25 protein-coding genes are annotated in these 24,816 nt (G+C 45.2%); 8 read left to right on the top strand and 17 right to left on the bottom strand.

The annotated features are described in order from the left end of the window. Positions 1-8: 8 nt before the first annotated feature. Genes NKI27_RS00340 through NKI27_RS00320 form a run of 5 tightly spaced genes read right to left on the bottom strand, consistent with a single transcriptional unit; the run spans position 9 to position 4,193 of the window. On the bottom strand, positions 9-419 hold the full coding sequence (locus tag NKI27_RS00340) for an ExbD/TolR family protein (protein WP_265047713.1): 411 nt from the start codon (positions 417-419) through the stop codon (positions 9-11). 33 nt (positions 420-452) lie between these two features. Next, on the bottom strand, positions 453-989 hold the full coding sequence (locus tag NKI27_RS00335; protein ID WP_265047712.1) for a MotA/TolQ/ExbB proton channel family protein: 537 nt from the start codon (positions 987-989) through the stop codon (positions 453-455). A 9-nt stretch (positions 990-998) separates the two neighbouring features. Then, positions 999-2,402 carry a MotA/TolQ/ExbB proton channel family protein gene (locus tag NKI27_RS00330; protein ID WP_265047711.1) on the bottom strand — a complete coding sequence of 468 codons (1,404 nt, stop codon included), beginning with the start codon at positions 2,400-2,402 and terminating at the stop codon, positions 999-1,001. After that, positions 2,399-3,154, bottom strand: coding sequence for a DUF3450 domain-containing protein (locus tag NKI27_RS00325; protein ID WP_265047710.1), 756 nt, complete (start codon positions 3,152-3,154; stop codon positions 2,399-2,401). Before NKI27_RS00325 ends, NKI27_RS00330 begins: the two co-directional genes overlap by 4 nt. 19 nt (positions 3,155-3,173) lie before the next feature. After that, positions 3,174-4,193 carry an AraC family transcriptional regulator gene (locus NKI27_RS00320; RefSeq protein WP_265047709.1) on the bottom strand — a complete coding sequence of 340 codons (1,020 nt, stop codon included), beginning with the start codon at positions 4,191-4,193 and terminating at the stop codon, positions 3,174-3,176. A gap of 195 nt (positions 4,194-4,388) precedes the next feature. Between NKI27_RS00320 and NKI27_RS00315 the strand changes: the two genes are divergently transcribed. The 3 genes from NKI27_RS00315 to NKI27_RS00305 all read left to right on the top strand — a co-directional run bounded on the left by NKI27_RS00315 (position 4,389) and on the right by NKI27_RS00305 (position 7,169). After that, positions 4,389-5,288 carry a sterol desaturase family protein gene (locus tag NKI27_RS00315; RefSeq protein ID WP_265047708.1) on the top strand — a complete coding sequence of 300 codons (900 nt, stop codon included), beginning with the start codon at positions 4,389-4,391 and terminating at the stop codon, positions 5,286-5,288. A gap of 74 nt (positions 5,289-5,362) precedes the next feature. Continuing rightward, positions 5,363-5,746 (top strand): DUF2750 domain-containing protein, encoded by a 384-nt coding sequence (locus NKI27_RS00310; protein WP_265047707.1) that lies wholly within the window; start codon positions 5,363-5,365, stop codon positions 5,744-5,746. A gap of 262 nt (positions 5,747-6,008) precedes the next feature. Continuing rightward, a complete protein-coding gene (locus tag NKI27_RS00305) occupies positions 6,009-7,169 on the top strand; it encodes a Fic family protein (RefSeq protein WP_265047706.1) in 1,161 nt (386 codons plus the stop codon). A 150-nt stretch (positions 7,170-7,319) separates the two neighbouring features. Here NKI27_RS00305 and NKI27_RS00300 read toward each other — a convergent pair whose 3' ends face one another. Then, on the bottom strand, positions 7,320-8,027 hold the full coding sequence (locus NKI27_RS00300; protein WP_265047705.1) for a hypothetical protein: 708 nt from the start codon (positions 8,025-8,027) through the stop codon (positions 7,320-7,322). 53 nt (positions 8,028-8,080) lie between these two features. After that, positions 8,081-9,403 (bottom strand): reverse transcriptase family protein, encoded by a 1,323-nt coding sequence (locus tag NKI27_RS00295; protein ID WP_265047704.1) that lies wholly within the window; start codon positions 9,401-9,403, stop codon positions 8,081-8,083. Positions 9,404-9,883: 480 nt separating this feature from the next. Here NKI27_RS00295 and NKI27_RS00290 point away from each other — a divergent pair, with 480 nt between their 5' ends. Next, positions 9,884-10,489: an FMN-dependent NADH-azoreductase gene (locus NKI27_RS00290; RefSeq protein WP_265047703.1), complete on the top strand. Its 606-nt coding sequence runs from the start codon at positions 9,884-9,886 to the stop codon at positions 10,487-10,489. A 108-nt stretch (positions 10,490-10,597) separates the two neighbouring features. Further along, positions 10,598-12,175, top strand: coding sequence for a BCCT family transporter (locus NKI27_RS00285; RefSeq protein WP_265047702.1), 1,578 nt, complete (start codon positions 10,598-10,600; stop codon positions 12,173-12,175). Between the two features lie 69 nt (positions 12,176-12,244). Here the strand turns inward: NKI27_RS00285 and NKI27_RS00280 are convergent, their stop codons facing one another. From NKI27_RS00280 to NKI27_RS00260, 5 genes are all read right to left on the bottom strand, one after another. Continuing rightward, the gene (locus NKI27_RS00280; RefSeq protein WP_265047701.1) at positions 12,245-12,967 is read right to left on the bottom strand and encodes a 3'-5' exonuclease; all 723 of its coding nucleotides are present in this window, start codon (positions 12,965-12,967) and stop codon (positions 12,245-12,247) included. A gap of 11 nt (positions 12,968-12,978) precedes the next feature. Next, entirely contained in the window at positions 12,979-14,862 is a 1,884-nt protein-coding gene (locus NKI27_RS00275; protein ID WP_265047700.1) for a DUF294 nucleotidyltransferase-like domain-containing protein, read from the bottom strand. Between the two features lie 133 nt (positions 14,863-14,995). Continuing rightward, positions 14,996-15,868, bottom strand: a complete 873-nt coding sequence (locus NKI27_RS00270) for a DMT family transporter (RefSeq protein ID WP_265047699.1) — start codon at positions 15,866-15,868, stop codon at positions 14,996-14,998. Positions 15,869-15,983: 115 nt separating this feature from the next. Beyond that, positions 15,984-17,357 (bottom strand): class II fumarate hydratase, encoded by a 1,374-nt coding sequence (locus NKI27_RS00265; protein ID WP_265047698.1) that lies wholly within the window; start codon positions 17,355-17,357, stop codon positions 15,984-15,986. A gap of 47 nt (positions 17,358-17,404) precedes the next feature. Then, positions 17,405-17,878, bottom strand: a complete 474-nt coding sequence (locus tag NKI27_RS00260) for a peroxiredoxin (protein ID WP_265047697.1) — start codon at positions 17,876-17,878, stop codon at positions 17,405-17,407. Positions 17,879-18,088: 210 nt separating this feature from the next. On the opposite strand from NKI27_RS00260, the gene NKI27_RS00255 reads away from it, so the two are divergent. From NKI27_RS00255 to NKI27_RS00245, 3 genes are all read left to right on the top strand, one after another. Then, positions 18,089-18,322 (top strand): DUF2789 domain-containing protein, encoded by a 234-nt coding sequence (locus NKI27_RS00255; RefSeq protein ID WP_265047696.1) that lies wholly within the window; start codon positions 18,089-18,091, stop codon positions 18,320-18,322. Positions 18,323-18,353: 31 nt separating this feature from the next. Next, entirely contained in the window at positions 18,354-18,644 is a 291-nt protein-coding gene (locus NKI27_RS00250) for a sll1863 family stress response protein (protein WP_265047695.1), read from the top strand. Positions 18,645-18,821: 177 nt separating this feature from the next. Then, the gene (locus tag NKI27_RS00245) at positions 18,822-19,022 is read left to right on the top strand and encodes a PA3496 family putative envelope integrity protein (protein WP_265047694.1); all 201 of its coding nucleotides are present in this window, start codon (positions 18,822-18,824) and stop codon (positions 19,020-19,022) included. A gap of 1 nt (position 19,023) precedes the next feature. On the opposite strand, the gene NKI27_RS00240 is transcribed toward NKI27_RS00245, so the two are convergent. The 5 genes from NKI27_RS00240 to NKI27_RS00220 form a co-directional block, all read right to left on the bottom strand. Continuing rightward, positions 19,024-21,711, bottom strand: coding sequence for a LuxR C-terminal-related transcriptional regulator (locus NKI27_RS00240; RefSeq protein WP_265047693.1), 2,688 nt, complete (start codon positions 21,709-21,711; stop codon positions 19,024-19,026). A gap of 86 nt (positions 21,712-21,797) precedes the next feature. Then, entirely contained in the window at positions 21,798-23,018 is a 1,221-nt protein-coding gene (locus NKI27_RS00235) for an FAD-dependent oxidoreductase (RefSeq protein WP_265047692.1), read from the bottom strand. A 99-nt stretch (positions 23,019-23,117) separates the two neighbouring features. Next, positions 23,118-23,285, bottom strand: coding sequence for a rubredoxin (locus NKI27_RS00230; RefSeq protein WP_265047691.1), 168 nt, complete (start codon positions 23,283-23,285; stop codon positions 23,118-23,120). Between the two features lies 1 nt (position 23,286). After that, on the bottom strand, positions 23,287-23,460 hold the full coding sequence (locus NKI27_RS00225; protein WP_265047690.1) for a rubredoxin: 174 nt from the start codon (positions 23,458-23,460) through the stop codon (positions 23,287-23,289). An 11-nt stretch (positions 23,461-23,471) separates the two neighbouring features. After that, a complete protein-coding gene (locus tag NKI27_RS00220; protein ID WP_265047689.1) occupies positions 23,472-24,701 on the bottom strand; it encodes an alkane 1-monooxygenase in 1,230 nt (409 codons plus the stop codon). Positions 24,702-24,816 lie beyond the last annotated feature (115 nt).

Here is a 24,816-nt window from a genome sequence, read left to right as displayed (position 1 = left end):
CAGATCAACTACGGCGCGACGCTGTTCGCCGCAATGGCGATTTTGTCGATGCCTGCCAGACGGATTTGATCCATTACCGCCACCAAAGTGCGCGTGGCCGCATCCTGGTCTGACTGAATCACCACAGAGCCTTCTGGGTTTTCGGCATGCAGCCTTGCCACTACGGTTCTTACCGAGCGAATATCAACGGGGCGTTTATCAATCCAAATTTCGCCTTCTGCGTTAATCGCAACAAACACATTGGCTTTCTCTTGCTTCGAGGCGGTTTGCGCTTTGGGGGTGTTCACCGTAATGCCTGACTCTTTGACAAACGAGGTGGTGACGATAAAGAAAATCAACATAATAAACACGATATCGAGCATTGGTGTCATATCCAGCTCGGCATCTGATTTATTAGTGTTGTGTCGTCTTGCGGTCATAAGTTAAGTCGTCTTGCAGTCATAAAAAGTCCATTAAAGCAGCATCAGTTTATCTGCTAATTTGCTAGTTTCGTTATCGGCTATTTGCTTTAACCTAACCGAAAAATAGTATCCCGAGAGGGCTACCACCAGCCCTGCCATCGTGGGAATGGTCGCGAGGTAAACGCCTTGAGCCATACTTTGCGCATTACTCGTTCCATTGACGGCGATAATCTCAAACACTTTAATCATGCCCGTGACCGTGCCTAACAACCCTAACAATGGGCACAGAATAATTAAGGTTTTGATGACTGATAATCGAGCATGTAGCTGAATGCGTACTTCTGAAATAATGCCTTCCCGAATTTTATACGCTCGCCATGATTGATGATCACTCCGCCTTTGCCAATCCACAATGGTTTTTTTAGCCAGCTGAGGAAAGCCCATCTTATAAAACCAATAGCGATCAACAATGCACAGCCAAAGCAAAAAACAGGTCGCGAAGACGGCCCAAATAATCGGCCCTCCTTGCTCAATAAAGGCCTGTATATCATTCAGCGAATGCAGTATCGACGTAACTAAAGTCTGCATATCAGCCCGTTAACCTTCATTGGGTTTATCGAGATTAGAATTAGATTTCGATTCCATCAACCGCGCCATAATGCCTGCACTTTGCTCATCAAGTCGCTGCACCATATTGCCGGATAACGACGACACCAAGCTGTGACCAAATAACAGAGGAATAGCCACAACCAACCCTAGTACGGTGGTCACCAATGCTTGTGAGATGCCGCCTGCCATTAATTTGGGGTCACCACTACCAAACAGGCTAATCGCCTGAAAGGTGACGATCATGCCCGTTACTGTACCCAGTAATCCTAACAAAGGGGATATAGCCGCCAGCAGTTTGATAAGATTATGGCTACGTTCAAGCCGAGGTATTTCAGCCAACACCGCTTCATCGAGCGTATATTGAATTTTATCGTCTTCCGCTTTAAAACCAGCGGCACTGAGCAGCACCCGACCCAGTGGGTTTTTGTTAGAGGGTTGATCAAGCCGCGCTCGCTGACGACGCATCGCTAAGTGAATAACCGCTAAGTAAAGCGCACGCCATAAGGTGATCAACAAGCCTAATAGACCAATGCCGATAATAATATAACCAATAATGCCCCCCTGCTCTACACGCTCCTGCAACGTCGGCACATAGGTCATTAAGCCCATCAAACTGCCGCCTGTCGGGTCAATAACGACAGGAAGCACTTGACCAGATGAGGCTAAAAACGCGTCGGCATCTCTTACATATCGACTGGAAGGTTGGCGACTCAGCTCAAGCAATTCGCCGGTTTCAGGTATATAACGTAAAAAATCTCCTTCACTAAAGGCGGTGAAAGTACCCACACGTAAAATAGGCCGGTTTTCCACATGGCCATCGCGAGTGACCACGGGGCCCTCAAAACTGACAATCTTGCCTGACTCGGTCATTTCTTCTTGCACTAACAACCAGAGCTGTTCCAGGTCTTGCATACTCGCTAAGCGTTCCGTTTGCAGTAACGCGGCCAACTTTTCAGTACGTTCTGGTTTCTGCGCGGTCACCATTGAGTCTTTTAAGGCGGCTGAGAAGTCACCGGCCATGGCGGTATAAATACTGTAGATATCCCCTAGCTCTTGCTTCTTTTTAAGCAAGGCTTGCTGCGCTTGCTTGATCCGTTCAGCATTCTCGGTGGTCTGTTTTTTGAGTGGGTTGTTACCTTTCTGTGAAGCTTCAAATTGTTTCTTGGCCTCCGCTAACAGCGCTTGTTGGCGGCTTTTCTGCTCTATAAACTTCTGTTCTCGCTGCTTGTTTAGCTGTGCTTCTTGCTGGCGATTTTGTTTAACGGTTTCAAGTAGTTCATCTAAGTTGCTAATCGGCTGAGACGGGCTAGCAGGCTGCTGCGCTAATAACAGGCTAGGCAACGAAAACAACATCACTAATAGAATAGACGATACGTTGATTGAGGTTTTCATTCAGGCTTCACCATCGGCAACTGCAATAGTTGCGGTGCGACTTGGTTGCCGGCGACGCGGATAGCATCTGAGATATTTCGTCCAAACGCTGCAGGTAATACTTCCCACTCGCGAGACGCCATATTCCAGTAAGCCGAGGTTGCGCCATCCAGGGTTCGATAATAAAGCGCTACCCGGCCAATTCTCAAGAACTCAACCGATAGGCTTTCGCCTTCGACGTCTAAACTATCGCGATACGTTTCCACCGAGCGGCCATAATCATTTTCAATTTGATACGCTTCTAGCAATAATCGATATTTATCAGGCAGTGATAGGCTGGGGTTTCTTAAATGCTGCTTGAGTTGAATCACCCCGTTCACCCGTTGTTCCTGATGAAACGGCAAATCCAATACCACAAATTTCTCTAATGAATCAGCCATGCTGTTCATCAACGGCATAATTCGCAGCTGCGTCACATTGATTTCGTCGATTTGTTTTTGTAGCGACTCAAGCTCGGCTTCTTGATCTTCTTTTAACTGTTTAAGCTCATAGTTGTAGGTGTTTTGATACTCCGTATTGAGCGTAATATTTTGATATTCTTCTAACATTTTCTGCGTCTGCAGCGCCATGCTATCAATACGCTGCTGAGAGGCAATCGCACTTTGATTGGTTTTGCTGACCACCTTGAGACTGTCATCTACTGTTGCCGCGCTTAGCGAGGCAGATTCCCACCCCACCAATAACAGCCATAGCATCATGAGTTGTTTTTTCATTACGTTTTTATACCGTTCATTAATTAGTTGAAGGGCGATTTATTTGGCTTTTACGATACTGCCCGGGGGTTAGTCCTGTCCACTTTTTAAAAGCACGTTGAAAGGCACTTTGATCAGAGAAACCTAACAAGAATGTGATTTCAGAAAAGTCGATCATATCATCGTCTATCTGTTTCAGCGCCAGACTTTTACGCGTCTCGTCCAGTACTCCCTGATAAGTTAACCCTTCTTCTTTAAGTTTTCGTTGCAACTGTCTTTCAGAGAGCGCTAATGTCGCAGCAATATGCCCGAGACTCACTTCTCCGCTTTGTAGGTGTGTTGATATAGCCATCGTAACCTTATCAACAAACTGGTCAGAGTGATTGAGTTCTAATAATAACCGCTCAGCGTATGTGTCTAACATGCAGAGCATCGCAGGGTCATACTGCCGAAGGGATAATGTTAGAAACTCCGTAGGAAAGACCACACGTACGCGATCAGCCGAGAACTGCACTGGACAACGAAAAATACGCTCATGTTCAGCCGTGCTATCTGGCGGTGCATGCTGGAATTCAATTAAGCTAGGCGACAGGTCGGTGCCACTGATCCAACGGGCAAACGTCACCCAGCTCGCCACATTTTCTTCGGCAATATGTCGGGTTGCCTCAGGTGCACAGGTATCCCAGATCAGTTCGACCTGATCACCCGTCACCTGATAACGAGAGATTGCCACATTGCACACCAAGTTTTCATAACGAGTATGCCGCTGAACCGCTTCTTCCAGCGTTTTACAGTTCATAATCGATAAGCCCAATACGCCGTACTGATTCGGCTTAATCTGCTCGCCCGCATGAAGCCCAATATCTGCATCACCTGTTAAGGCTTCTGCTTCATAGAGCATTTGATTAAAACGGGCAACCGGTATCCGCGCCTGAAAATTCTCAAGCATCGCATCATCAATCTCATAACGCTCAAGAAAGCGTTCAGTATCGATATTTCGAAGCCTCAAAAAATCAATCAGACCCCGAAGATAAGCAGCAGATATTTGGCTCGTTATCATTGTTTTGGTGTTCACTTCTGGCAGTCACGCCGTCATGTCAAATGGAATGGATTGTCGTATTTTGTCAAAAAACGTGGCGTATATATTCTATATATGCCAACGACCTTACCCCAAAATATGCCATATCATCAAATAATAGGCAGGCATTTAACGTCGCGCTAATAAATTTAACACCCTTTCAGGAGTATCAGAGCAATGGAGTTTAAGGTTCAATACATATTGCTGGCATTTGCACCGGTTTTTTTCGGTTTTATCTTATGGGAAGTCTGGTATTTAAGAAACCGACAATCTGAATTCCCTACCGCTCAATACAGCTGGGTTGATACGATCTCTAATGGCGTGCTGGCCGTGATGCATGAAGCCACTGATGCCATTGCCGCACTGGGCATCATGGTGCTCTATCATACGTTATTCGATTTTCGCTTATTTGATATTGAAAACTCTATTTTGAGCATCCTGCTGCTATTTGTCTTGCAGGATTTTCTGTATTACTGGTTTCACCGTGCCAGCCACCGCGTTCGTTGGTTTTGGGCGTCTCATGTGGTCCATCATTCCTCTGAATCACTCAACTTCTCAACCGCCTTTCGTCAAAGTGCCACCTACCCCATTTCTGGCATGTGGGTATTCTGGTTGCCGTTAATCGCGCTTGGTTTTCAACCTGAAACCGTTATTGCCGTAGTGCTATTTAACTTGGCTTACCAGTTTTTTATCCACACTCAAGTCACGCCCAAACTTGGATGGATAGAGTTTATTTTTAACACCCCTTCTCACCATAGAGTCCACCATGCTCGTAACCCTGAATATATCGACCAAAACTATGCGGGTACACTGATTATCTGGGACCGCTTGTTTGGAACCTTTGTTGAAGAGAAAGACAACCTAGCCTGCGAGTACGGCATCACCGATCAGATACAGACACATAACCCTATTACCTTAACGTTCCATGAGTGGCGAGCCATGTTGAAAGATATGCGCGCGCCCAACCAAAGCCTGTGGCACCGATTAAAGCATCTATGGGCACCGCCAGAATGGGCTAAGAGTGAAGAAGCCGCAGCGGGTGATAAAACACAATTTCAAACGAAGTTGCATAGCTAAAGCCTCGCTAACCGCCTCAACATTTGATATGTTTCAAAAGACGATATTCTTACAATCAAATATTGAGACATTATATGAGCGATAACGAGCTAAAAAGCATACTGGAACTAGATTGTGAGGAACGATACGACTTCTTTTTAAGTGCAGTCGGCGAAGAGAAAGAGGTCTGGATACTGATTAATAGCGATAAGCAGTTTCTAAAGATCTACGCAGAAGATGATGGCTTCGAGTACTTACCGGTTTGGCCTAATTCAGAATTTGCGACTGAATACGCTAAAAACGCGAAAGAACTCACGCCAAAGAGTATCTCATTGCCTGAGTTCTTTGAAAAATGGGTGCCTGGCCTAATGAAAGATAGCATCGAAATAGGTGTCATCCCTGGGCTAGATTCAGACATATGGGTGACGCCTCCCACCGAGTTGCAGAAAGACCTGCAAGAAGAGTTATCTAACTTTTAATCAACGCCTCTAAACCCAAGTCAAGGGCAGACACATAGGTCTGCCCCTTCGGGGCGGGGTTTACCCTCCTTCCTCAGACCACTCAATGCGATTAAATAACGCGTTCAGCTTAAACGCCTTTCGCGGGTTAACCGAATGATAATGAGCCATTCTTTCATCAAAATGACTTTAAATGGGTCAATAAAAGACCCGTTTAATTAGACTAAACGGGGCATGCTTGCTATTCTATTTCTAATCAACAGAATAGCAACGACACTGCATTATGGCTACAGCGAAACACTATTGGGCATGGCAACGAAAAGATTGGGGGAACTGGAACCTTTCAAATATCCATGCTTCTGATCAGCTTGAAAAATCTGTACGCACGGTATCAAAAATACAGACATTATCTTCACAGCTTTCAACTAAAGACAAAAATAATATAAAAGCAAAGTTGCTTGAAGAAGAAACCATTCATACATCTGCCATTGAAGGAAAAATACTCGATAGGGACTCTGTAAGGTCATCAATTTCCCGACGCTTAGGTATTGCTTCCGATCACATTAAACAAGCTAAAAATAGAAGTATTGATGGAATAATAGAAACACTACTCGATGCAACAGAAGGCTATGAGTCACCTTTAACTTATAATCGTTTATGCAGATGGCAATCCAGCCTGTTTCCAACAGGTAGAGATGAATACGGATACCCAATAGAAACAGGTTGCTACAGAACATCCAACGAAGACATGAAAGTAGTTTCACTTATTGGAAACAGAGAAGTTACACACTATATCGCACCACCCAGTGATACGGTTCCCGTAGAAATGGATACATTTATTAGTTGGTTTAATCACACCGCTAAAAAACCAAGTTATATCCGAGCTGCCATTGCTACCTACTGGTTTGTATCTATCCACCCTTTTGATGATGGAAATGGTCGATTGTGTAGAGCAGTAGCAGATATGGCCATTGCTCAAGCCGAAGATACAGGGTTAAGACTATATAGTTTTTCTAGCACCTTACGGGCAAGCGCACCCTTAATGAAGGAATATTATAACTTACTTGAGGCCTGCCAACGTGGTGAGAAGACGCTGAATGATTGGGTTATTTTTTTTCTGGAAGTGGTCGAACAAGCCGCCCATGATGCGTCTGTCCTACTTTTCGACATCAATAAAAAGACCGCATTCTGGGATAAATGCAGAATAAGAGAAACCGTACTCAATGAACGCCAGATTAAGTTCCTTAATGTCGTACTAGATCAAGGAAGCTCATTTGTAGGGAATATTCAACGCAAACGATATCACAAAATAAATAAACACGTATCTGAAGAAACAATCAAAAGAGACTTACAAGACTTACTAAAAAAAGACGTTATTATCAGTATTCAAACGGTTGGTCGCAATGCAGGGTATCAATTAAACCCTGAATGGTTTGAAACATAAACATTCAGTGCTTCCTTCGCATTTTTATGTCGATCTACTTATTCAACAGTGAGCAGGGTAATTGCAAAATGCAAGGCCTGACCCGCGCTTGTTCTTTAATCCGTCACTCAAGGGCAGTACCCTTAACGACAGCCCTTGTTGCTCATCTTTTTACTTCGAGTCACTCCCAAATAGCTCCCCTGCTCTTTCTGCAATAACCTCTACACCGGCATCGATAATGGGTGATATAAAACCCGAGGCTTTGTCCATTAACGCTTCACCAGTGTCCGAGGCTAATTTACTGGCCATCTTCTTTAACGTAGCCTTTAGAATGCCTTTAAAAGAGGTATCCGGTGCCCCTGCGGCCACTAATGCAGACTTAATCTCGTCTCTTTCCTGTTTAGATAAGTATGACTCAATAAGAGCCGTTATCGCGTCAATACCTAGCTTTACAATGTTTGGTGAGAATGACCCATCTGAGACATAACCCAGCTTTTGTACTTTTGATCTTAGATGATCAGACACCAACGGGTTTTCAACCTCAAGCACATATAAGTCACCATTCTTTTGAATTAATGGCCGCTTTAATAGATTTTTAACCTTATTGTTGAGTTCCTCTTCAGACGATCTTCGAAGTTCACGGTCATAAATTAAACCTCTGGCTTTAGAGCGAGTGACCTTTAGCTTTGAGACAAACTCATACAGTTCAGGCTCTTCATCTATCGCTTTTAATTTTTCGAGCACATTCAGCACAATCAGTTCTACTTCATTTTTTGGTAGTGCTCCAAACGCAGGCGTCATGTAACTTTGCAAGAAGTATGAAAGTGCAGATTTGGCCTCTGCTTCAGTTGCGTCATTGACAATTTGATTGATATCCATCCAGTTTTTATTCCTTAATTATTCTATTAGACATAATACGGTTCAAAAGTGTTCTAAGGCCACTCTATAAGACTAAACAGCCTTTTTAACTTGAGCGTTTTTTGGGGATTTATCCCGTGGTAATGCGCTATTTTTCCTTTAATATGCGCTTTGAAATGTGTAATACCGTCCTTGTTTTGTGATGCAGGGCCGAATCGAGCGCAATTAAATAGTAGTGCTTTGAATGCATCAAATTCTTCTCTTTTTATATTGGTTTTTTTATTTACAACAATATGAGTGACCTGTTGCCGCTGGGAGTGTTTAATTGCTCGGTTTTTGCGTGTATTAAGCGCAAAGCCTTCTTCCAGCACGATGGCACCTACTTTATCTTGAAAACGGCCTATAGCATTCGCCGACAGTCGAGGGCCTGAAATAACCATGTCATCAGCATACCGACTATATCGGTAACCCAATTTATGCGCTAAAGAGCCTAATCGTTTATCAAGATGCCTAGCGGCCAGATTGGCTAGCATGGGTGACGTTGGGGCGCCTTGCGGCAAATGGCGTTGGTTGTATAAGTTCAAATCGGCATCCACACACTTAGGTGAAGGCTGTTTCACTATGTCGCGAGGTGTTTGGTGAGTGCAAAGTGCGGCCAGTGAACGAGCGACCTCATGAGAATAACCCAAGCCAGAAAACTGCGCATAAACCTTTCGATAGTGAATGGAGGGAAAAAAGTCCTGAAGGTCAAATTTAAGTATTAATGCTTGCCCGACATGTAATTGAGCATGACTGACAATGGATCGACCGGGGACAAAACCATGCACATAACCTGACTGCGGCAAAGGTTTCAGTATCTCCTGATAAATGCGTTTCTGAACACGTTTTAAACATTCTTTTGGCGCTTCTATTAACCGATATTGGCCCTGTTTTTTCGAAATCCATGTATAGCAATAATGGTTCATTTTTGTTTGCGACTGAGGGCGTGTTCGAAACACATTTTGAAGCCAAAGAAAATCATTCGAACTTAAATTAAGCCACCTAATCAGTTCCCCTTCTGTAGGAATAATGGGAAGCCCCAGTTGCATGATCGTTGAATCGCTAGGCGGTATATTAGCAGGCCACAGATAAACATAACGAATAATCAATTTTGATTGAGGGAAACAACTAGCTAACTTGAATTCGCTATGCTGTAAAATAAAGAGTGTGACTTGAGCGAGGTGGCTGGATTGCCAAGCATGTTTGAACTGCTTTACCGTATCTTTGGCCAGAACAGCTAACCATTGCGGGCTTTCACCCAGCGTCTTAGCCCCTCGGCTGTTGAGTTGCGCATCCGTTAAGTCACCCGCTTTAAATGCGCCAGCAAGGCATTGGGCCACCCATCGTCGATAACTCACGTAGACACACTCCTTGTCTTTAAAGAAACCAACACCCCAACCTGGCTGAAGCTGTATGTACTATTCGCACTGCAAGTGCGCGTCGTACATGCCTTGATAAAAGCACGTTACAAAATACTTCGGGGTTACCCCGAAATGGTCATGGCAATTCATGACCCGCTTGAGGTGTTGGTAAAACCACGTTAAAGGATATCTGGAGGTTCTGTCAACCTATGAGGAAGACTATCGGTGTCATATAGGCTCCCCCCCGCGATGAAAGGTAAAGCTGCGGGTGAGAAGAAAGATAGTGCTTCCATATATCCTGTCTTAGAGTGGAGCCGAAAAAGCCTACAGCCCTAAAAAAATCCAATTATTAGATGGTAATTAGCTATTATTCAATACATTAATCAAATTTACTTATGTATTCTTATATTATTCTTTGCAAAGAAACACGCCGAGCCGAACATTAACACTGATAGAACACTGAAGGGAGCCTCACTCATGAACACACTACTAAGACTCGACACTAGCCTTTTTTCTGGACAAGGTGTTTCAACCCAACTTTCTGATGACCTGCTTAACCAGATTAAGAAGAACAACTCAGAACTGACCATTATCCACCGTAATTTTGCTCAGCAGCCTATCCCTCATTTAGATGGCGACTGGCTACAAGCGTTGATGACACCAGACGAAAAACGTAGTGTCGAGCAGCAACAAAAAGTTGAATTTTCTGACCAGTTGATCGAAGAGTTGCGGTCGGCAGATACCATTATCATCGGCCTACCTATGTACAACTTCAGTATTCCTTCGATGTTAAAAGCGTGGTTCGATCACGTCGCCAGAGCGGGTACCACCTTTAAATACACCACTTCAGGGCCTGAAGGGCTACTCACCGACAAAAAAGTATATTTGGTTACTACCCGCGGAGGCATCCATAAAGACCAACCAAGCGATACACAAATGCCCTTTGTGAAAATATTTTTAGCATTTTTAGGGTTAACCAATGTCGAGACCATATATGCCGAAGGACTTAATATGGGAGATGAGGTGAGAGACGCGGCCATAGTCTCTGCTAAACAGTCTATTGAAGCTCTTGCTTTCGCCTAGTTTGCTGAAAACTTTTCCCTCCTCAGCTGCACGTTAGCTCACCCTTAACTTGCAGCTTTGCGTATAACCCCCTATTTTATATAGACCTACCAATTAATAGAGGATCATATGCCAAATCCGAAAGATAAATACAGTATTCACAGTACCGACTATACCGTCGGTCAAAACAACATTCAGCGTTGGGGGTTTGATATCCACAACCCTGTATTCGGCACCAGTGCCGGCCTTATTCTCATCTTTATCATCGCCGTTTTAGCTGTAGATCCAGCAACAGCTAAAGCCACATTAGACGGTATAAAGTGGGACATTATTGGCAGCTTTGATGCGTTCTTTATGTGGTCTGCCAACCTCTTCGTGCTATTTTGTCTTGCCCTTATCGTATCCCCTTACGGTAAAATTCGCCTCGGCGGTGATGAGGCTAAGCCAGAACATTCAAGAATATCTTGGCTTGCGATGCTGTTTGCTGCGGGCATGGGAATAGGCCTAATGTTTTGGGGGGTTGCTGAGCCCGTTGCTTACTTCACCGGCTGGTACGAAACACCGCTGGGGGTTGAAGCCAATACACCCGAAGCCGCTCGCCTTGCACTAGGTGCTACGATGTATCACTGGGGGCTTCACCCTTGGGCGATCTATGCGGTAGTGGCCTTATCGCTGGCTTTTTTCACCTACAATAAAGGGCTTCCTTTATCTATTCGCTCAGCTTTTTATCCTATTTTAGGTGATCGCACATGGGGCTGGGCTGGTCATATTATAGACATTCTTGCGGTACTCGCCACACTGTTCGGCTTAGCCACTTCTCTAGGGTTAGGCGCTCAACAAGCCGCTGCGGGTATTAATCATATCTTTGGCTTTGAAAGTGGTGTCGGACTACAAATAGGCGTCATTATTGGTGTTACCTTATTAGCGACCTATTCTGTTATGCGTGGACTAGAAGGCGGCGTTAAGTTACTCAGTAATATCAATATGATAATCGCGATGGCACTATTAGCATTTGTTACGTTGGTTGGCTTTGCTGTTGCGTTAGGCACGATTCCTACCACTCTCATGGCTTATGTCGAGAACATCATTCCTTTGAGTAACCCTCATGGTCGTGATGACGAAGCATGGTTTCAGGGTTGGACGGTATTCTATTGGGCATGGTGGATTTCATGGTCCCCATTCGTAGGTATGTTTATCGCAAGAGTCTCTAAAGGCCGCACCATCCGTGAATTTATCATTGCCGTGCTGTTAATCCCTACGACTGTAACGATTATTTGGATGTCTGTGTATGGTGGCTTAGCCATTGATCAGGTGATTCAGGGTGTGGGTGCACTCGGTACAGAAGGCTTAACCAAAGTACCGTTAGCGATGTTTCAAATGTTTGATGAATTACCTTTCGGCTCCATTCTATCGATGGTAGCCATTGTATTAGTATTGGTGTTTTTCATCACGTCATCCGATTCTGGCTCACTGGTAATAGACAGCATTACTGCAGGCGGAAAAATTGATGCGCCCGTTCCACAGCGAGTTTTTTGGGCGATCATTGAAGGTGTAATTGCCGCTGCATTATTGTGGATAGGCGGAACAGAAGCGATTCAAGCGTTACAAGCAGGCGCTATTTCAACGGGGCTGCCCTTCACGCTGGTATTGTTATTAATGTGTGTTAGCTTAATGATGGGGCTTAGAACTGAGCCTCGTGCTAGCTAGATCATTGAACCTAAAAAAGCCCATACGTGTCGGCGTATGGGCTTTTTTATTGCCTGAATAAACCTGAAACTAACACCAAAGCTGCGATATAGGCGTCTTATCATCAAAGTGATGTGCAATTTGCGCTTGCAGAAGCTCCGCTGTTGCTAAAGCGTCGGTCAACGCGTGGTGTAAGTTATAACGGGGTAAACCATAACGCTCACGTATATCCGGTAAGCGTAGCGACAACGTCGAGCGCTGCCCTAGTAAACTGGCAACAACACTTCGCTGCTTTTGCAGTATCTGCTCTTCTAGTAGCATGGTATCAATCACAGGGAAGAACATCTCTTCTTGAATCCGCGTCAACAGGGCTAAGTTTAAGAAATCTCGCTCAATATGCCGGTAATGCACCACCACAACCTGCTTTGCTAACATCGGCAGAACGTCATGCAGCACCTCATCAAGGTCTGGCGCTGATTTCACATCAGAATGGGTAATACCGTGAATGGTGACTGACTTGGGCAAAAGTGTTTGCCGAGGCTTTACGATAAAGTGGCTAGCGTTGCGACAGCGAATACGTGACAACGTGAACGGCACCATTCCCACACTTACGATGCCATGCTCACGGGGGTCCAAACCGGTGGTTTCGAAGTCCATCGCCAAAAAAGGCACTTCATTCAACGGGGTTTGGGGGTCTACCACACCCGCATCAAAAAACGCTTTTAGGCGTGCATCTTTACAACGTTTAGACTGCGCGGCGTAATAGTTTGGCCAGGCTAATGGCGACGGAACGTTGGATTCATAATCACTCATTCAATATCGCCTTACTTTAAAGAGGTCTGAGCAGTGTATCTATATTTTAGAAACTGCTGGGCCTTGTCTAAAATCTGGAAAGCCTCTCGTAGGTTTCGTTTCTCAAAGGTCGATAAATACTTTGGGTTGATGGTGTTATCGGGGGGTTCACCCTGCTCTACGTCTTGTGCCTGATGTCGAATACGCACCATAGAAATATACTCTAGGGCATCACTCAGCTCTCGCCCTTTCCCGTCGGGCAGTATCCCTGCTTCTATAACGTCGTCCAACCGATCAAAGGAGTTTTGTGAGCTGGATCCTACTGCCAAAGCATGCACACGTATTACGTCGCTCAAGGGCGCAGTCCCCCGACGTTTAAGATTAATAGACTGGCCATGCCGTCCATCAGGTTCCATTACAAAATTCTTAAAAAAACCAAGCGGGGGGGTTCTGTTAAGTGCTGTTCGTGCAAGACTGGCTAAAAAACGGGGGTTACTTTTTGCGTGTTGCGCCACAAATGCCTTTAAGGTGTCTGCTAGTTTTATTTCTCCATACACGCCATCCAAATCAAAGAAGATGCTGCAATTAAGCAAGGCCTGAGGATCAGGGTTATCTATCCAACCTGCAAAGCATTCCTGCCACTCGGTGAAGGTTTTACGCCACTGAGGGTTGGTCGCCATAATATCGCCAGTGCAATAGGTGTATCCGCACGCAGCTAAACCATCACTGACGAACTTAGCTAGCTTGATAAAGTACGCTTCGTGCTCTTCCGCTCTATAGTCGTTATCGAACAATAGAGCGTTATCTTGGTCTGTTATCAATAGCTGCTCATCCCTCGCCATCGAGCCTAATGCTAGAAAACAATAGGGTACAGGCGGTGGACCGAACACTTCTTCTGCCAGCGTCAATAAGTGCTGCTTAATCGACCGACCAATCACCGCCATCGCAGTGCCGATCATATGGGAGTTAGCATCTTCATTGACCATCCGCACATAGACCGCAGGTAGTTGTTTGGCATAAACAGTTAGGTCTTTTACTGTCTGTTGCGCAAAAATCCCTTTAACAAACAGTAAGCTGCTTTGGGATTCATGCCGAAGAATATCAGAAAGCGTCAACGCACCAATGGGTTCTTGCCGATTCATAACCGGCAGGTGCTTCTGATTAAACCTCAACATCATTAGCATGGCTTCAAACATGTAGTCATTAGAGTCGAGTACTTTATAGTCTGTCGACATGACTTCGCTGATCAGCGTCGTGAGCGGCATCCCTTCAGCAACAATGCTGTGTCGTAAATGATCTTCCGTTAGTACGCCAACCAAATTCAGCACGTTTTTGCCCGACTGAACGTCTGTCGTGCAGATCAACAAAAAGGAGACGTCTTCTTCACCCATATGCCTAGCCGCTTCTTGAACGGTCCAGTCTGGTGAAGCGGTCACAGGCGACCTTGTTAAGATAGTCTTTACTTTCACCGTGGTCAGGTCACTCAATTCTACAGAGCGAGATACAGTGCTCCTTAAAATGCCAACATCATCTGCTTCAAAATAATCGGCGAAGTCATCATATTCGGCGCAGTAATGTTTAAACATTTCATCTGGAATGCAGTACACCAAGGTATCATCAAGTGCCGTTACCGGAAAACGCACCTTGCCGTTCATTAACAAGCCCATCTGCCCAAAAATACCGCCTTCATCCAAACGGTTATGTAGCTCTCCGTTACGACGAAACACCTCCACCGAGCCACTACGAACGATATATAAATCTTCAATCGTGTCACGAAAGTGTAAAATTTCGGTGCCTGCTCGAAAGTAAGCAATTTCTATCGACTGCGCCAACGCATCACGCGCTTCGGTAGTTAACTCATCGAACGGACGATACTGGGAAAGAAAGTTTGAAATCTCGACCTGCTCGGCTTGCACAGACTTATTCCTGTAAAATGAAGGTATTAAGAAGTATGCACCGAACAGCCAACAAAACAAGCACCTATTTAATGCACCTTCATCACTAAGAGGACAACTAACATCGCGCCAAAGTGGCTCCTACACTAGATGTTTAGTTTTTTCTCAATAAATACAGCACCGGCATGACAATCCCCAACATCACAATCGCCCCCCCCATCATCTGCTGAATCGTCGGAAATAATCCTAATAATCCCCACGACAAAATAGCCGTAAAGACCGGGCTCAGCATAATAAACAATGTCGACTGACTAACCGGAATATAACGCACAGAGTACATATAAGAGACGCGTGAAACCAGCGGTCCAAAAAAGGCTGATGCCGCTGCATACCACCAAATATCAGCACCAATCTTTATAATCTCGGCCATTACACCTGGAATAAATGCAATAAAGGCACAACCCATTAACAGCCTAAGAAAGTTAAGCGTAATCGGCTCTATTTGATGAATAATCGACTTTAAAATTACCTGACTTACCCCAAAGCAAAACGCCGCCATCAATGCCCACAAATAAAAGGCCAACTCGCCATCCAGCGACACCTCTTCGCTATAGCTCATCAGAAAGAAACCCGCAAAGGCGGTCAATGCACCGGGTATTAAAAACCTCACCATTTCTTCACGGAGAAACAGCCAGCCCATAAACAGCACCATGATGACTTGGGTGCGGGTAATCAGTACTGTAATCGAAGGATCAATACCTTCCATTGAACGGCCGATTGCATAGTTACCAACGACCGACAAAACCGCAAATAGTAGTGCGCCCCACAGGGTGGTTTTATTGATTTTGATCGTATTTTTCTTAGCGACGCTGCCGACTAGGCTAAACAAAAAGCCAATGATATACACCGCAAATAAATAGGTTTGCGGGTCAGTGGTTTCTAGCGCTTTTTTGTAGGGTACAAAAAATAGAGCCGCAGAGAGGGAGCCTAACGTGGCAAAGAGAAAGCCTTTGGTTTGCGGTTGCAAGGTGAAAATCCTTTTTGGTAAAAATCAGGTATTCGAGGCTATTAAACTAGATCTTTACCCAAAAAGCGCGACATATCCTAAATAAGTCATGAGTGAGAGGCTACCTACGATAAGGCTACCCGCCCTTGGTCAGTTTAATCGGATCTAATAAGCCTTCTAATTCTTCCCTACTCAAGTCGGTTTCTTGTTCGGCGACATCAATAATAGGCTGCCCTGAGGCATACGCCTTTTTAGCGATTTTGGCGGCTTTTTGGTAGCCAATAATTGAATTAAGCGCGGTGACTAGAATAGGGTTGCGTGCCAAATTTTGTTCTAAATTGTCTTTCCGCACGGTAAAGGAGTTTATCGATTTGTCAGCCAGTAATCGGGCAGCGTTAGCTAACAGTTCAATGCTTTGCAGCAGGTTGTAAGCGATCACTGGTAGCATCACATTTAGTTGAAAGTTACCTGACTGCGCAGCAATGGTCACGGTGGTATCGTTGCCCATTACTTGCGCGGCGACCATGGCGACGGCTTCTGGGATTACGGGGTTAACCTTGCCGGGCATAATAGATGAACCCGGTTGTAGTGCTTCTAGCTCAATCTCACCTAGCCCTGCCAACGGGCCTGAGTTCATCCAGCGTAAATCATTGGAGATTTTCATCAAACTTACGGCCAGAACTTTAAGCTGGCCCGATAAAGCCACTGCCGTATCTTGGCTGCTGATGCTGACGAAAAAGTTGGGACTAACGGAAAACGCTAAGCCACAAATTTGGCTGAGTTCTTTAACAAATAATGACGCGAAGTCAGGGTGTGCATTAACCCCTGTGCCGACGGCAGTTCCGCCTTGAGCCAACGCATGTAATTCTGGTTTGAGGTTTTCTAGTCGGTTGATGGCATTCAATATTTGCTCTGCCCAACCGCCCAGCTCCTGACTTAGTCGCACCGGCATAGCATCCATCAAATGGGTACGCCCGGTTTTTACGCAATCGTCTACTGATTGAGCTTTATCTATCAAGCACTGATGTAAGTGGTTAAGCGCGGGGATTAAATGCTGGTTTAGAGCTACGGCAGCGCTGACATGAATGGCGGTTGGAATTACATCATTACTACTCTGCCCCATATTAACATGGTCATTAGGGCCCACCGGTTGGCCAGAGCGCTCGCTGGCTAAGGTCGCAATGACTTCATTCATGTTCATATTGGTACTAGTGCCTGACCCCGTTTGGAACACATCAATAGGAAACTGATCAAGATGTTGGCCGCCCGCAACCTCTTCACAGGCAGCGGTAATCGCTTTAGTCATACCGCTATCTAATAAACCCAACTGACCATTACTGATAGCCGCCGCCTGTTTAATCTGTGCCAGCGCAACGATAAAACAGGCAGGCATTGGTTGGTCGCTAATCGGGAAGTTATTAACAGCACGCTGCGTTTGCGCGCCATAAAGCGCCTGTTTGGGTACTTTCACCGGCCCCATACTATCGGTTTCGGTTCTAAATTGAGACATTCGCTATACCTCCTCAAAAACCATACTTCCACAAGCGCGTTCAGCTATTACAACCAACCCAGCATGACTTCTGCTTTGCTGACTTCAAACTGTTTCGGTTGTTCCACATTAAGTTGTTTAACGACACCATCATCAACCAGCATTGAATAACGCTGAGATCGAGTGCCACCAAATGTGCCTGTATCCATCTCTAGCCCAATGGACTTAGTAAAAGCCCCATCCCCATCTGCCAGCATAATAAGTTCTTCGGCATTTTGCGCCTTGCCCCACGCGCCCATTACAAAGGCGTCATTAACGGCCAAGCAGATAATACTATCGACCCCTTTTTCTTTGAGCTTATCAGCATTCACCACATAGCCAGGCAAATGAGCCTCTGAACAAGTGGGTGTAAATGCACCCGGTACTGCAAACAAAACCACCTTTTTACCTGCAAACAAGTCACTGGTTGTGGGGTTTTGCATACCGTCTTTAGTTAATAGCTGAAAATTTACTTCAGGGAGTTTATCGCCATTTTTAATCATAACAGTTCTCCTTTTTCTAAAAATGTTCTATATAAGTACAGGAAGAAAGTAAATTTCATGCTAAGTCACACAGTCAGCATAGCTCTTCTCTGTTGATACAAAGGAGTATGGTCGCTGCAAGATGATAAGCAAGCTTAATGGCACGAATAGCCTGTCAGTTTCTTCAAAAGCGCTAGCTATAACCTACATTTAACGCTCATAGAGGTCTATATGGATACTTCATTTCATACGATGAATAGCCTATTTTCACAGCTAGGCTTACCTGACGATGATGCTTCAATTGAAAAGTTTGTTCGCCAGCACCAAGGTTTGGACAAGAAGGTTCACCTAGACAAAGCTCCTTTTTGGACGCCTGCACAAGCGAAATTTATAGAAGAGGCTTTTCAGGATGACTCAGATTGGACAGAAATGGTCGATCACTTAGACGCGCTTTTGCGTCATTAAATTAATCATAGCATCAGCAAAAGGACTCAAGATGAGTGATAAAGATTTATACCAACAAAAAATGCGCGCCCACTTAGATGAGTGGAAAGCTGAATTAGATAAGCTTAAAGCCAAAGCTTCAGGGTCCAGTGCAGATACTCAACTGAAAATTAATAAGCAGATTAGCACATTAGAAGGCAAGATCGACGAAGGTAAAGCACGGTTGTCGCAACTAGCCGATAAAGGAGAGGATGCCTGGGATTCAATCAAAGACGGCGTAGATTCCGCTTGGAATACCTTAAAGTCTTCTGTTAAAGAGGCTAGCGGAAAGTTTAAAGATTAGAGCTCTCTGTAACGCTATTCTCGAGTAACAAAGGCCGCGTAGGGCAATGCCTCGCGGCCTTTGTTCTTTTAAAAGCTTCACACTAACGTAAGAATTCTGTCATTTAATTTTCATACTTCCCCTTTAGATTTAAGCACGACATTAAAATGTTTAGCGAATTCTTTAGGAGAGCAAATCATGCCAAACCACAACAACTCAGTCGTTGAACCGGTTCAAGTCGATTTGGTTAATATTTTTATGGATCTAAACAAACACGAATCAAACGTTAAAGAAAAGAATAAAGCCCAGCGAAAATTAGCTGCTCGTCGAGGCATTGAGCAACATTACGAAAAAAGGCAGCTTGAAGCCGCCCTTAAAGAGTTCTGGGAAGATATTTAAATCACAAATAGCCCTGCTCACGCGCGACCAACACAGCAGAGCTTCTGTTTTTCACCTGCAGTTTGGAATAGATATTATGAAGGTGCCATTTAAGGGTACCTTCAGAAATATACAACTCAGCCGCAATATCTTTATTTGCTGAACCCTGCTCTAGCTTTTTAATGATGGCGGTTTCTTTTACGGTAAGCGCATCAACGCTATTGCTAACAACCCCCTCTTCTTCTGGGGTTATTTTATTGAGTAATGCTTGTAAAAAAGCGTGATGGCTTGACCCTTTTGCGCCTGCCTCTGCGTACTTCAGTATTGGGGATAGTAGCGCCACGTCATCTAAGAAAAGTCGGTAATAGTTTTGGGCACTGGCAATGCCTAATGCTTTTGTTATGGCTTGCTTAGAGGGGTCTTTTTCGCCTGCTAACCAATAGGTTATCGCCTCAAGCTTTAACCATTCCGCCAAGCGCCTTAAATGGCCAAATTGCTCAGCGCGATCTATCAGTTGCTTAAGAACCATCAAAGCGCCTTCATATTCCTGCTTATCAAGCATCCTATAAACAATACTGCGCGCGGCGATTTTATGTTCTAACCGGTCTAGCTGAAATCCTGCCGCATCCCCCAAAATAAGATCATAATGGCTTGAGTATTGCTCCGCCTCTGCCACTCTATGATGACGTAACAACCACACCACTAACTCATCTGCCAGTCTAAGATAGAGTCGCTTTAGTGACTGACTTTCAGCCCATTTGATACCATCTTTTAAAAAACCGATGCCCTCTTCAACCGCCCCATCATTCATAAACAAGCGCGTTTTGGTTTCATAAGCGGCAATCAGCATATCGGTTGAGCTTTGCTCTTTTAGATACTCCAGCGCCCCGTCCAGATACTTATCGGCTAATTCCAACTCGTCATATTCATAGTTAATGGCCGCCATCAGTGCCGCCAATCCATAGCCTGGGTGAGACTTATCGCCCAGTTGTTTTTGCGCCTGTTCGTAGCCTTCTTTAGCTTCTTTTAAGGCCTCATGATGAAACCCTTGTTTCGCATAGGTGATGGCCGATAACGAGCGCGCCCAACACTGGCCATAGTAACTGCCGTAGGCTTGAAAGTGCTCCATAGCATGATTAAGCGCACTCCTCGCCTGAATAAAGTCAGAGTTACACTTTTCACTAAACCCCTTTACTAACCAGGCAATACCCAGCTCGTAGTGATAGTCGTTAATATTCTTATAGTGTGAGTCATCATTCCACTCACTGAGCCACTGGGTGACTTCAGTGGCAACCGTCTTTACCTCATCTTTTAAAGCTTTAGCGGCGCAGTTTGCTAGCGCCACCACACGGGTAATTTCTTTCTGAACACGGGCAGAATAAGACTGTTTGTTTCTGCCTAATAGCGACATCTGCTCAATTGCCGCAAGAAACTGACGGCCCGCACTGAGCGACCAGATATAGCCAATGCGTACTCTTGGATGCTGGTTAACCACGTCTTCTGGCAACGCTTTGAACCAATCCAAATAGGTCACATGCTTGGCATATCTCACCACCACCGTGGGGAATGCCTCTTCCATCCATAGCGCCGCCTGATTATAGGCTTTCGCCTGCAAGGCTAAGCCAATGGCTTCTTCCTCATTGTTAAGCTCTTTAAACCAATGCGCCGCTTTCAAGCGTGCTTGATTTTGTTCGTTAGCAGTAAGATCAAACTGGCAGCGTTTACGAAGAAAGATATTGAACAGCTGATGAAACCGAAACCAAGTACCGGATGCATCAATAGGTGATATAAACGTGTTGTTTTTGATATAAGAAATGAGCTGCTGAGTCTCATCGTCACCTTCGCTTAAAAGCTGACAAATTTCGATATTAAATCGATCAAGCATCGCCAGCTTTAGCATCAGCTTTTGAACACCAAACGACTGCCGCTCAAATACACGCTCAACAAAATAACGGTCAAAGGCCACCTGACCATGACTCAGTTCTGCCAAAAACGATTCCAATGAGGACGCTTCAAGGTTGATTGCTGCAAAATATATCGCGGCAGGCCAGCCCTCAGTTAAGTCGACCATTTTTTGTAATAAGCCCGCACAAGGAGTAGTCGCACCGGCTAACTTAAACACCTGAGCAATCTCTGCTTTGCCGAACCTCAAGGCTTCTTGAGTAATACTGGCGACTTGGTTTTCCATCAGTAAATGGGCATACGAAAACGAAGCAGCTTTAGCCGTGGTGATATAAAAACGAACATTGGGTGAGGTGTTTCTAATGAGGCGATTGAGAATATCGAGTACTGACACTTCCTGAAGAAAATCAACATCGTTTAAATAAATATCAAGCGTGTTAAATTCATTCAACTCATCAATTAATGAGAAAATCCAAGGGTTGAATGAAGGGGGTGTAAAACCATCAGATTGATATTGACTGCTTTTGAAAGATTCGCCTGATTTAAGAGCGGCAATAGCAGCGCCTATTTTCTGGATAAGGTTAATCGGATCGTTATCTGACTGACGGATATTGACCCACAAAGAAGGCTGCGATTGAGCGCGATAAATCTGACACAGCAACCCTGTTTTGCCATAACCAGGCGGGGCCTGTATCAAGGTTAATTTTTTTGGAGTTTGTTGTAATTGATTAACCAACGCCTCCCTCACCAAATGGCCTCGGAACTCAGGAGGAGAAATGTCGGTTTCGCTCACCGCTAGCAGATTCATACCGCAAGATAACCCGTTTAATTGATAGACTTCACTCTAGCGCACCCAACAAGCTGAGTAAACTATCGACCTTGCGGTCACGTTGCTCAAGCAACCGCCTCACGCGAAGCGTTGATATCGACTATAGGCGTCAATGTCGGTATGCACTCCGACGCCAACTTGGTTTTCTTCGAAATACACTGCCCGATTAACGCAAAACCTGACAGCTGACCGCGTTCATTAATAAAGTGCGCCTCTAGATTCATACCCGCCCCTTGCACTTGCCATATACCTTTTTTTATCAGCGGTGGGCACACCACCGTTGGGCAGGCCCTTATTTTTACTGCAACCGGTAATGCAGGTAACGCTAGCGCGGTCTTTGTGCCGGTTAGTGTTTTTGCCAATGCTTTTGCCGCATGGGTCGCGGGCGCAATAAAAGGCAAGGTAACCCCTTGGTATTCTACGCAGTCACCCAAGGCATATACATCGGGCTGATGAGTTTGTGAGAAGGCATCAACCTCGATACCCCGTTGCACCGCTACGCCTGCACCTCGTGCTAAGCGGGTGTTGGGTATCAAACCCACCGCAGAAACCACCTCATCAATTTGAATGGTCGTGCCATCTGATAAACTACCTAACATGGCTCCCTGCTCGTTTTTCGTAACCGATAATAAGGTCACGCCCAAATGCCAATTTACGCCCTGCTCCGCCATGGCCTTTTTGATTTCTGTGCCCATAACTTCAGGCATAGAACGCTGCAACGGCCATTCACACTGGTCTATGATATCGACTTCATAACCACTAGAGATAAGGTCACTGGCGAGCTCGCAGCCCACAAATCCTGCGCCTATAATGAGTATCTTTTTCTTTTGCTCAATACGCGATCTAAATGTTTCATAGTCTTCGAGGTTATTGATGGATAACAACGGTGTTGTTAAGTCTCGCTCAATAGGCAGCCGGATGGGGCTGGCACCCGTTGCCATCACTAATGAGTCGTAAGGTATCGTCATCACGCTGCTTTCTTCTGAATCATTTAACAGCCCTTTGACTTCTTTTCGCCCAGAATTAATCTCGATAACGGTAAACCGGCCTAACAGTGTTGCATTGAGTTCTTCTGCGATCGTTTCAGTTTGCTTCATCACTAGCTGATCAGGCGCTTTGTGCATTGACAACGCCTTGGATAAGTTCGGTTTATAGTATCCCCGAATCGCTTCGCGGCTGATGATCGTGATTGTTGTAGTGTTGCAGTTTGCTCGTATTTCTCTTGCCAGGGTAAGGCCGGCATGGCCTGCGCCTATGATGACGATACTTTTATTAACAACGGTCATAATAGCCTCTCCAGCTATAATCTAGTGTACCGGTAATCGTTTGGTTTTACCTCCGTGCTGGGTTGAAACCCGACCTACAGGGGGGGGTCGGGGCACGAATTAAGTGACTAAGTAAAAGTCTGACTTGGACGCCGAGCACTCCGGACAAGTCCAATCATCGGGAATTTCTTCCCACTTTGTCCCCGCGGGGAATCCTTCATCAGGCCAACCGGCTGCTTCGTCATACACCAAATCACAGGTTACGCAGCAGTATTTTTGATAACTCATGCTATTTACCGCCTTCTAACATTTCAAAGTCTGGCTTCTCACGAACAAAGCAATCAGGGCAGGGAAACTCTTCGGGGATATCCTCCCACTGAGTACCCGCCGGATACCCCTCGTGCTCACAACCCACTTTCTCGTCGTAGACATATCCACAGTCTGGACACTGATACGTTGCCATGATGCTTCTCCTTATGCCGTCGCGAGTTTCGGGTTATGGAACTTGCTGAAGATTTCTTCTCGCTGAGCAGGATCAATATTCACCTTCTCCATATCACCACCCGCCCATTCGACAACGCGATGATCCATAATCATCCGCCATGCAGGAGGAATCAGCGCCATTCCCATCATTCCGGGGTAGCCATGAGGCAACTCAGGTGCATCTTGGTAGTCACGTAATAACTGATAAGGGCGAGTCGGATGTGCGTGGTGGTCAGAATGACGCTGTAAGTGCAGGGTTAACAAGTTAGAGGCTTTAAAATTGTTATTCCATGAATGATGAGGCTGGCAGCGCTCAAAGCGCCCATTTTCTAACGTCTGGCGTAGTAAGCCATAGTGTTCTATATAGTTTGCCATGGTTAACTGAAACCAACCGTAAGCCGCGCTAATCAATAAAAACGGAAGCGCCATCCAACCAAACAGAAACGTCATGATACCGTAAGCAACCACCGTAACGGCCAAGCTTTGCAATAATTCATTATGGATTGAAAACACGCTTCGCTTTTGACGATTCAATCGACTGGCTTCAAGGTTCCAGCCTCGTCGTGCAGCACCCGGCAACTCACGCAACGCAAACTGATAGAGTGATTCGCCCATACGCGAAGAAGCGGGGTCTTCAGGTGTCGCTACATCTTTATGGTGCCCTTTATTATGCTCAATATTAAAGTGGGCATAACCGCAACAAGCTGAACAGATTTTAGCCGCCAGCACCTGGTTTTTATCATTCATTTTATGGCCTAGCTCGTGGCTCATAGTCAGGCCAACCGCATGCATCGCGCCAACACTTAGAATAGCACCTAGAATATTAAACCAAGAGAAATCACCTTGTGTAACGACACACGTCATAGACACTAATCCTGCCCACTGTAGAGCGGTAGCAGCATAAAGGATCTTCACATAAAAACGGTCATCTTTTAGCACGGCTTGTTCTTCTTCTGACGGGTTAAACGAGTCAGAGCCACAAATAAAATCAACAATAGGAATAACAATAAAGAACACGGTCACCAACAACCACAACCACTGACCTGATTGGGTTTCGATCGCCATTACACCAGAAAAAATCAAAAGAACCGGTACGATCAAGGTAATAAGATACCAATATCGCTTAGCGACCGCCCACTTACGTTCTTCTTCTGTTACGTGTTGTTCATTACCCGACCCCATCAAATCTGCGGGGTTTGGCGTCACGGCACTACTCATCATATTCTCCCTTACTGGTAATAATCGAAATAACGATAGGTCTGATAATGAGTATGACAAAGGCGAGGTAGGGTTGAGACCTAACTAAAGTTAGGTTTTTGCCAATAGCTGATGCAAT

It is taken from the genome of Alkalimarinus alittae, from assembly GCF_026016465.1.
GTDB classification, from domain to species: Bacteria; Pseudomonadota; Gammaproteobacteria; order Pseudomonadales; family Oleiphilaceae; genus Alkalimarinus; species Alkalimarinus alittae.
Note: the sequence above shows the minus strand (reverse complement) of the source record. Positions and strands in the feature narration are given on the sequence as shown.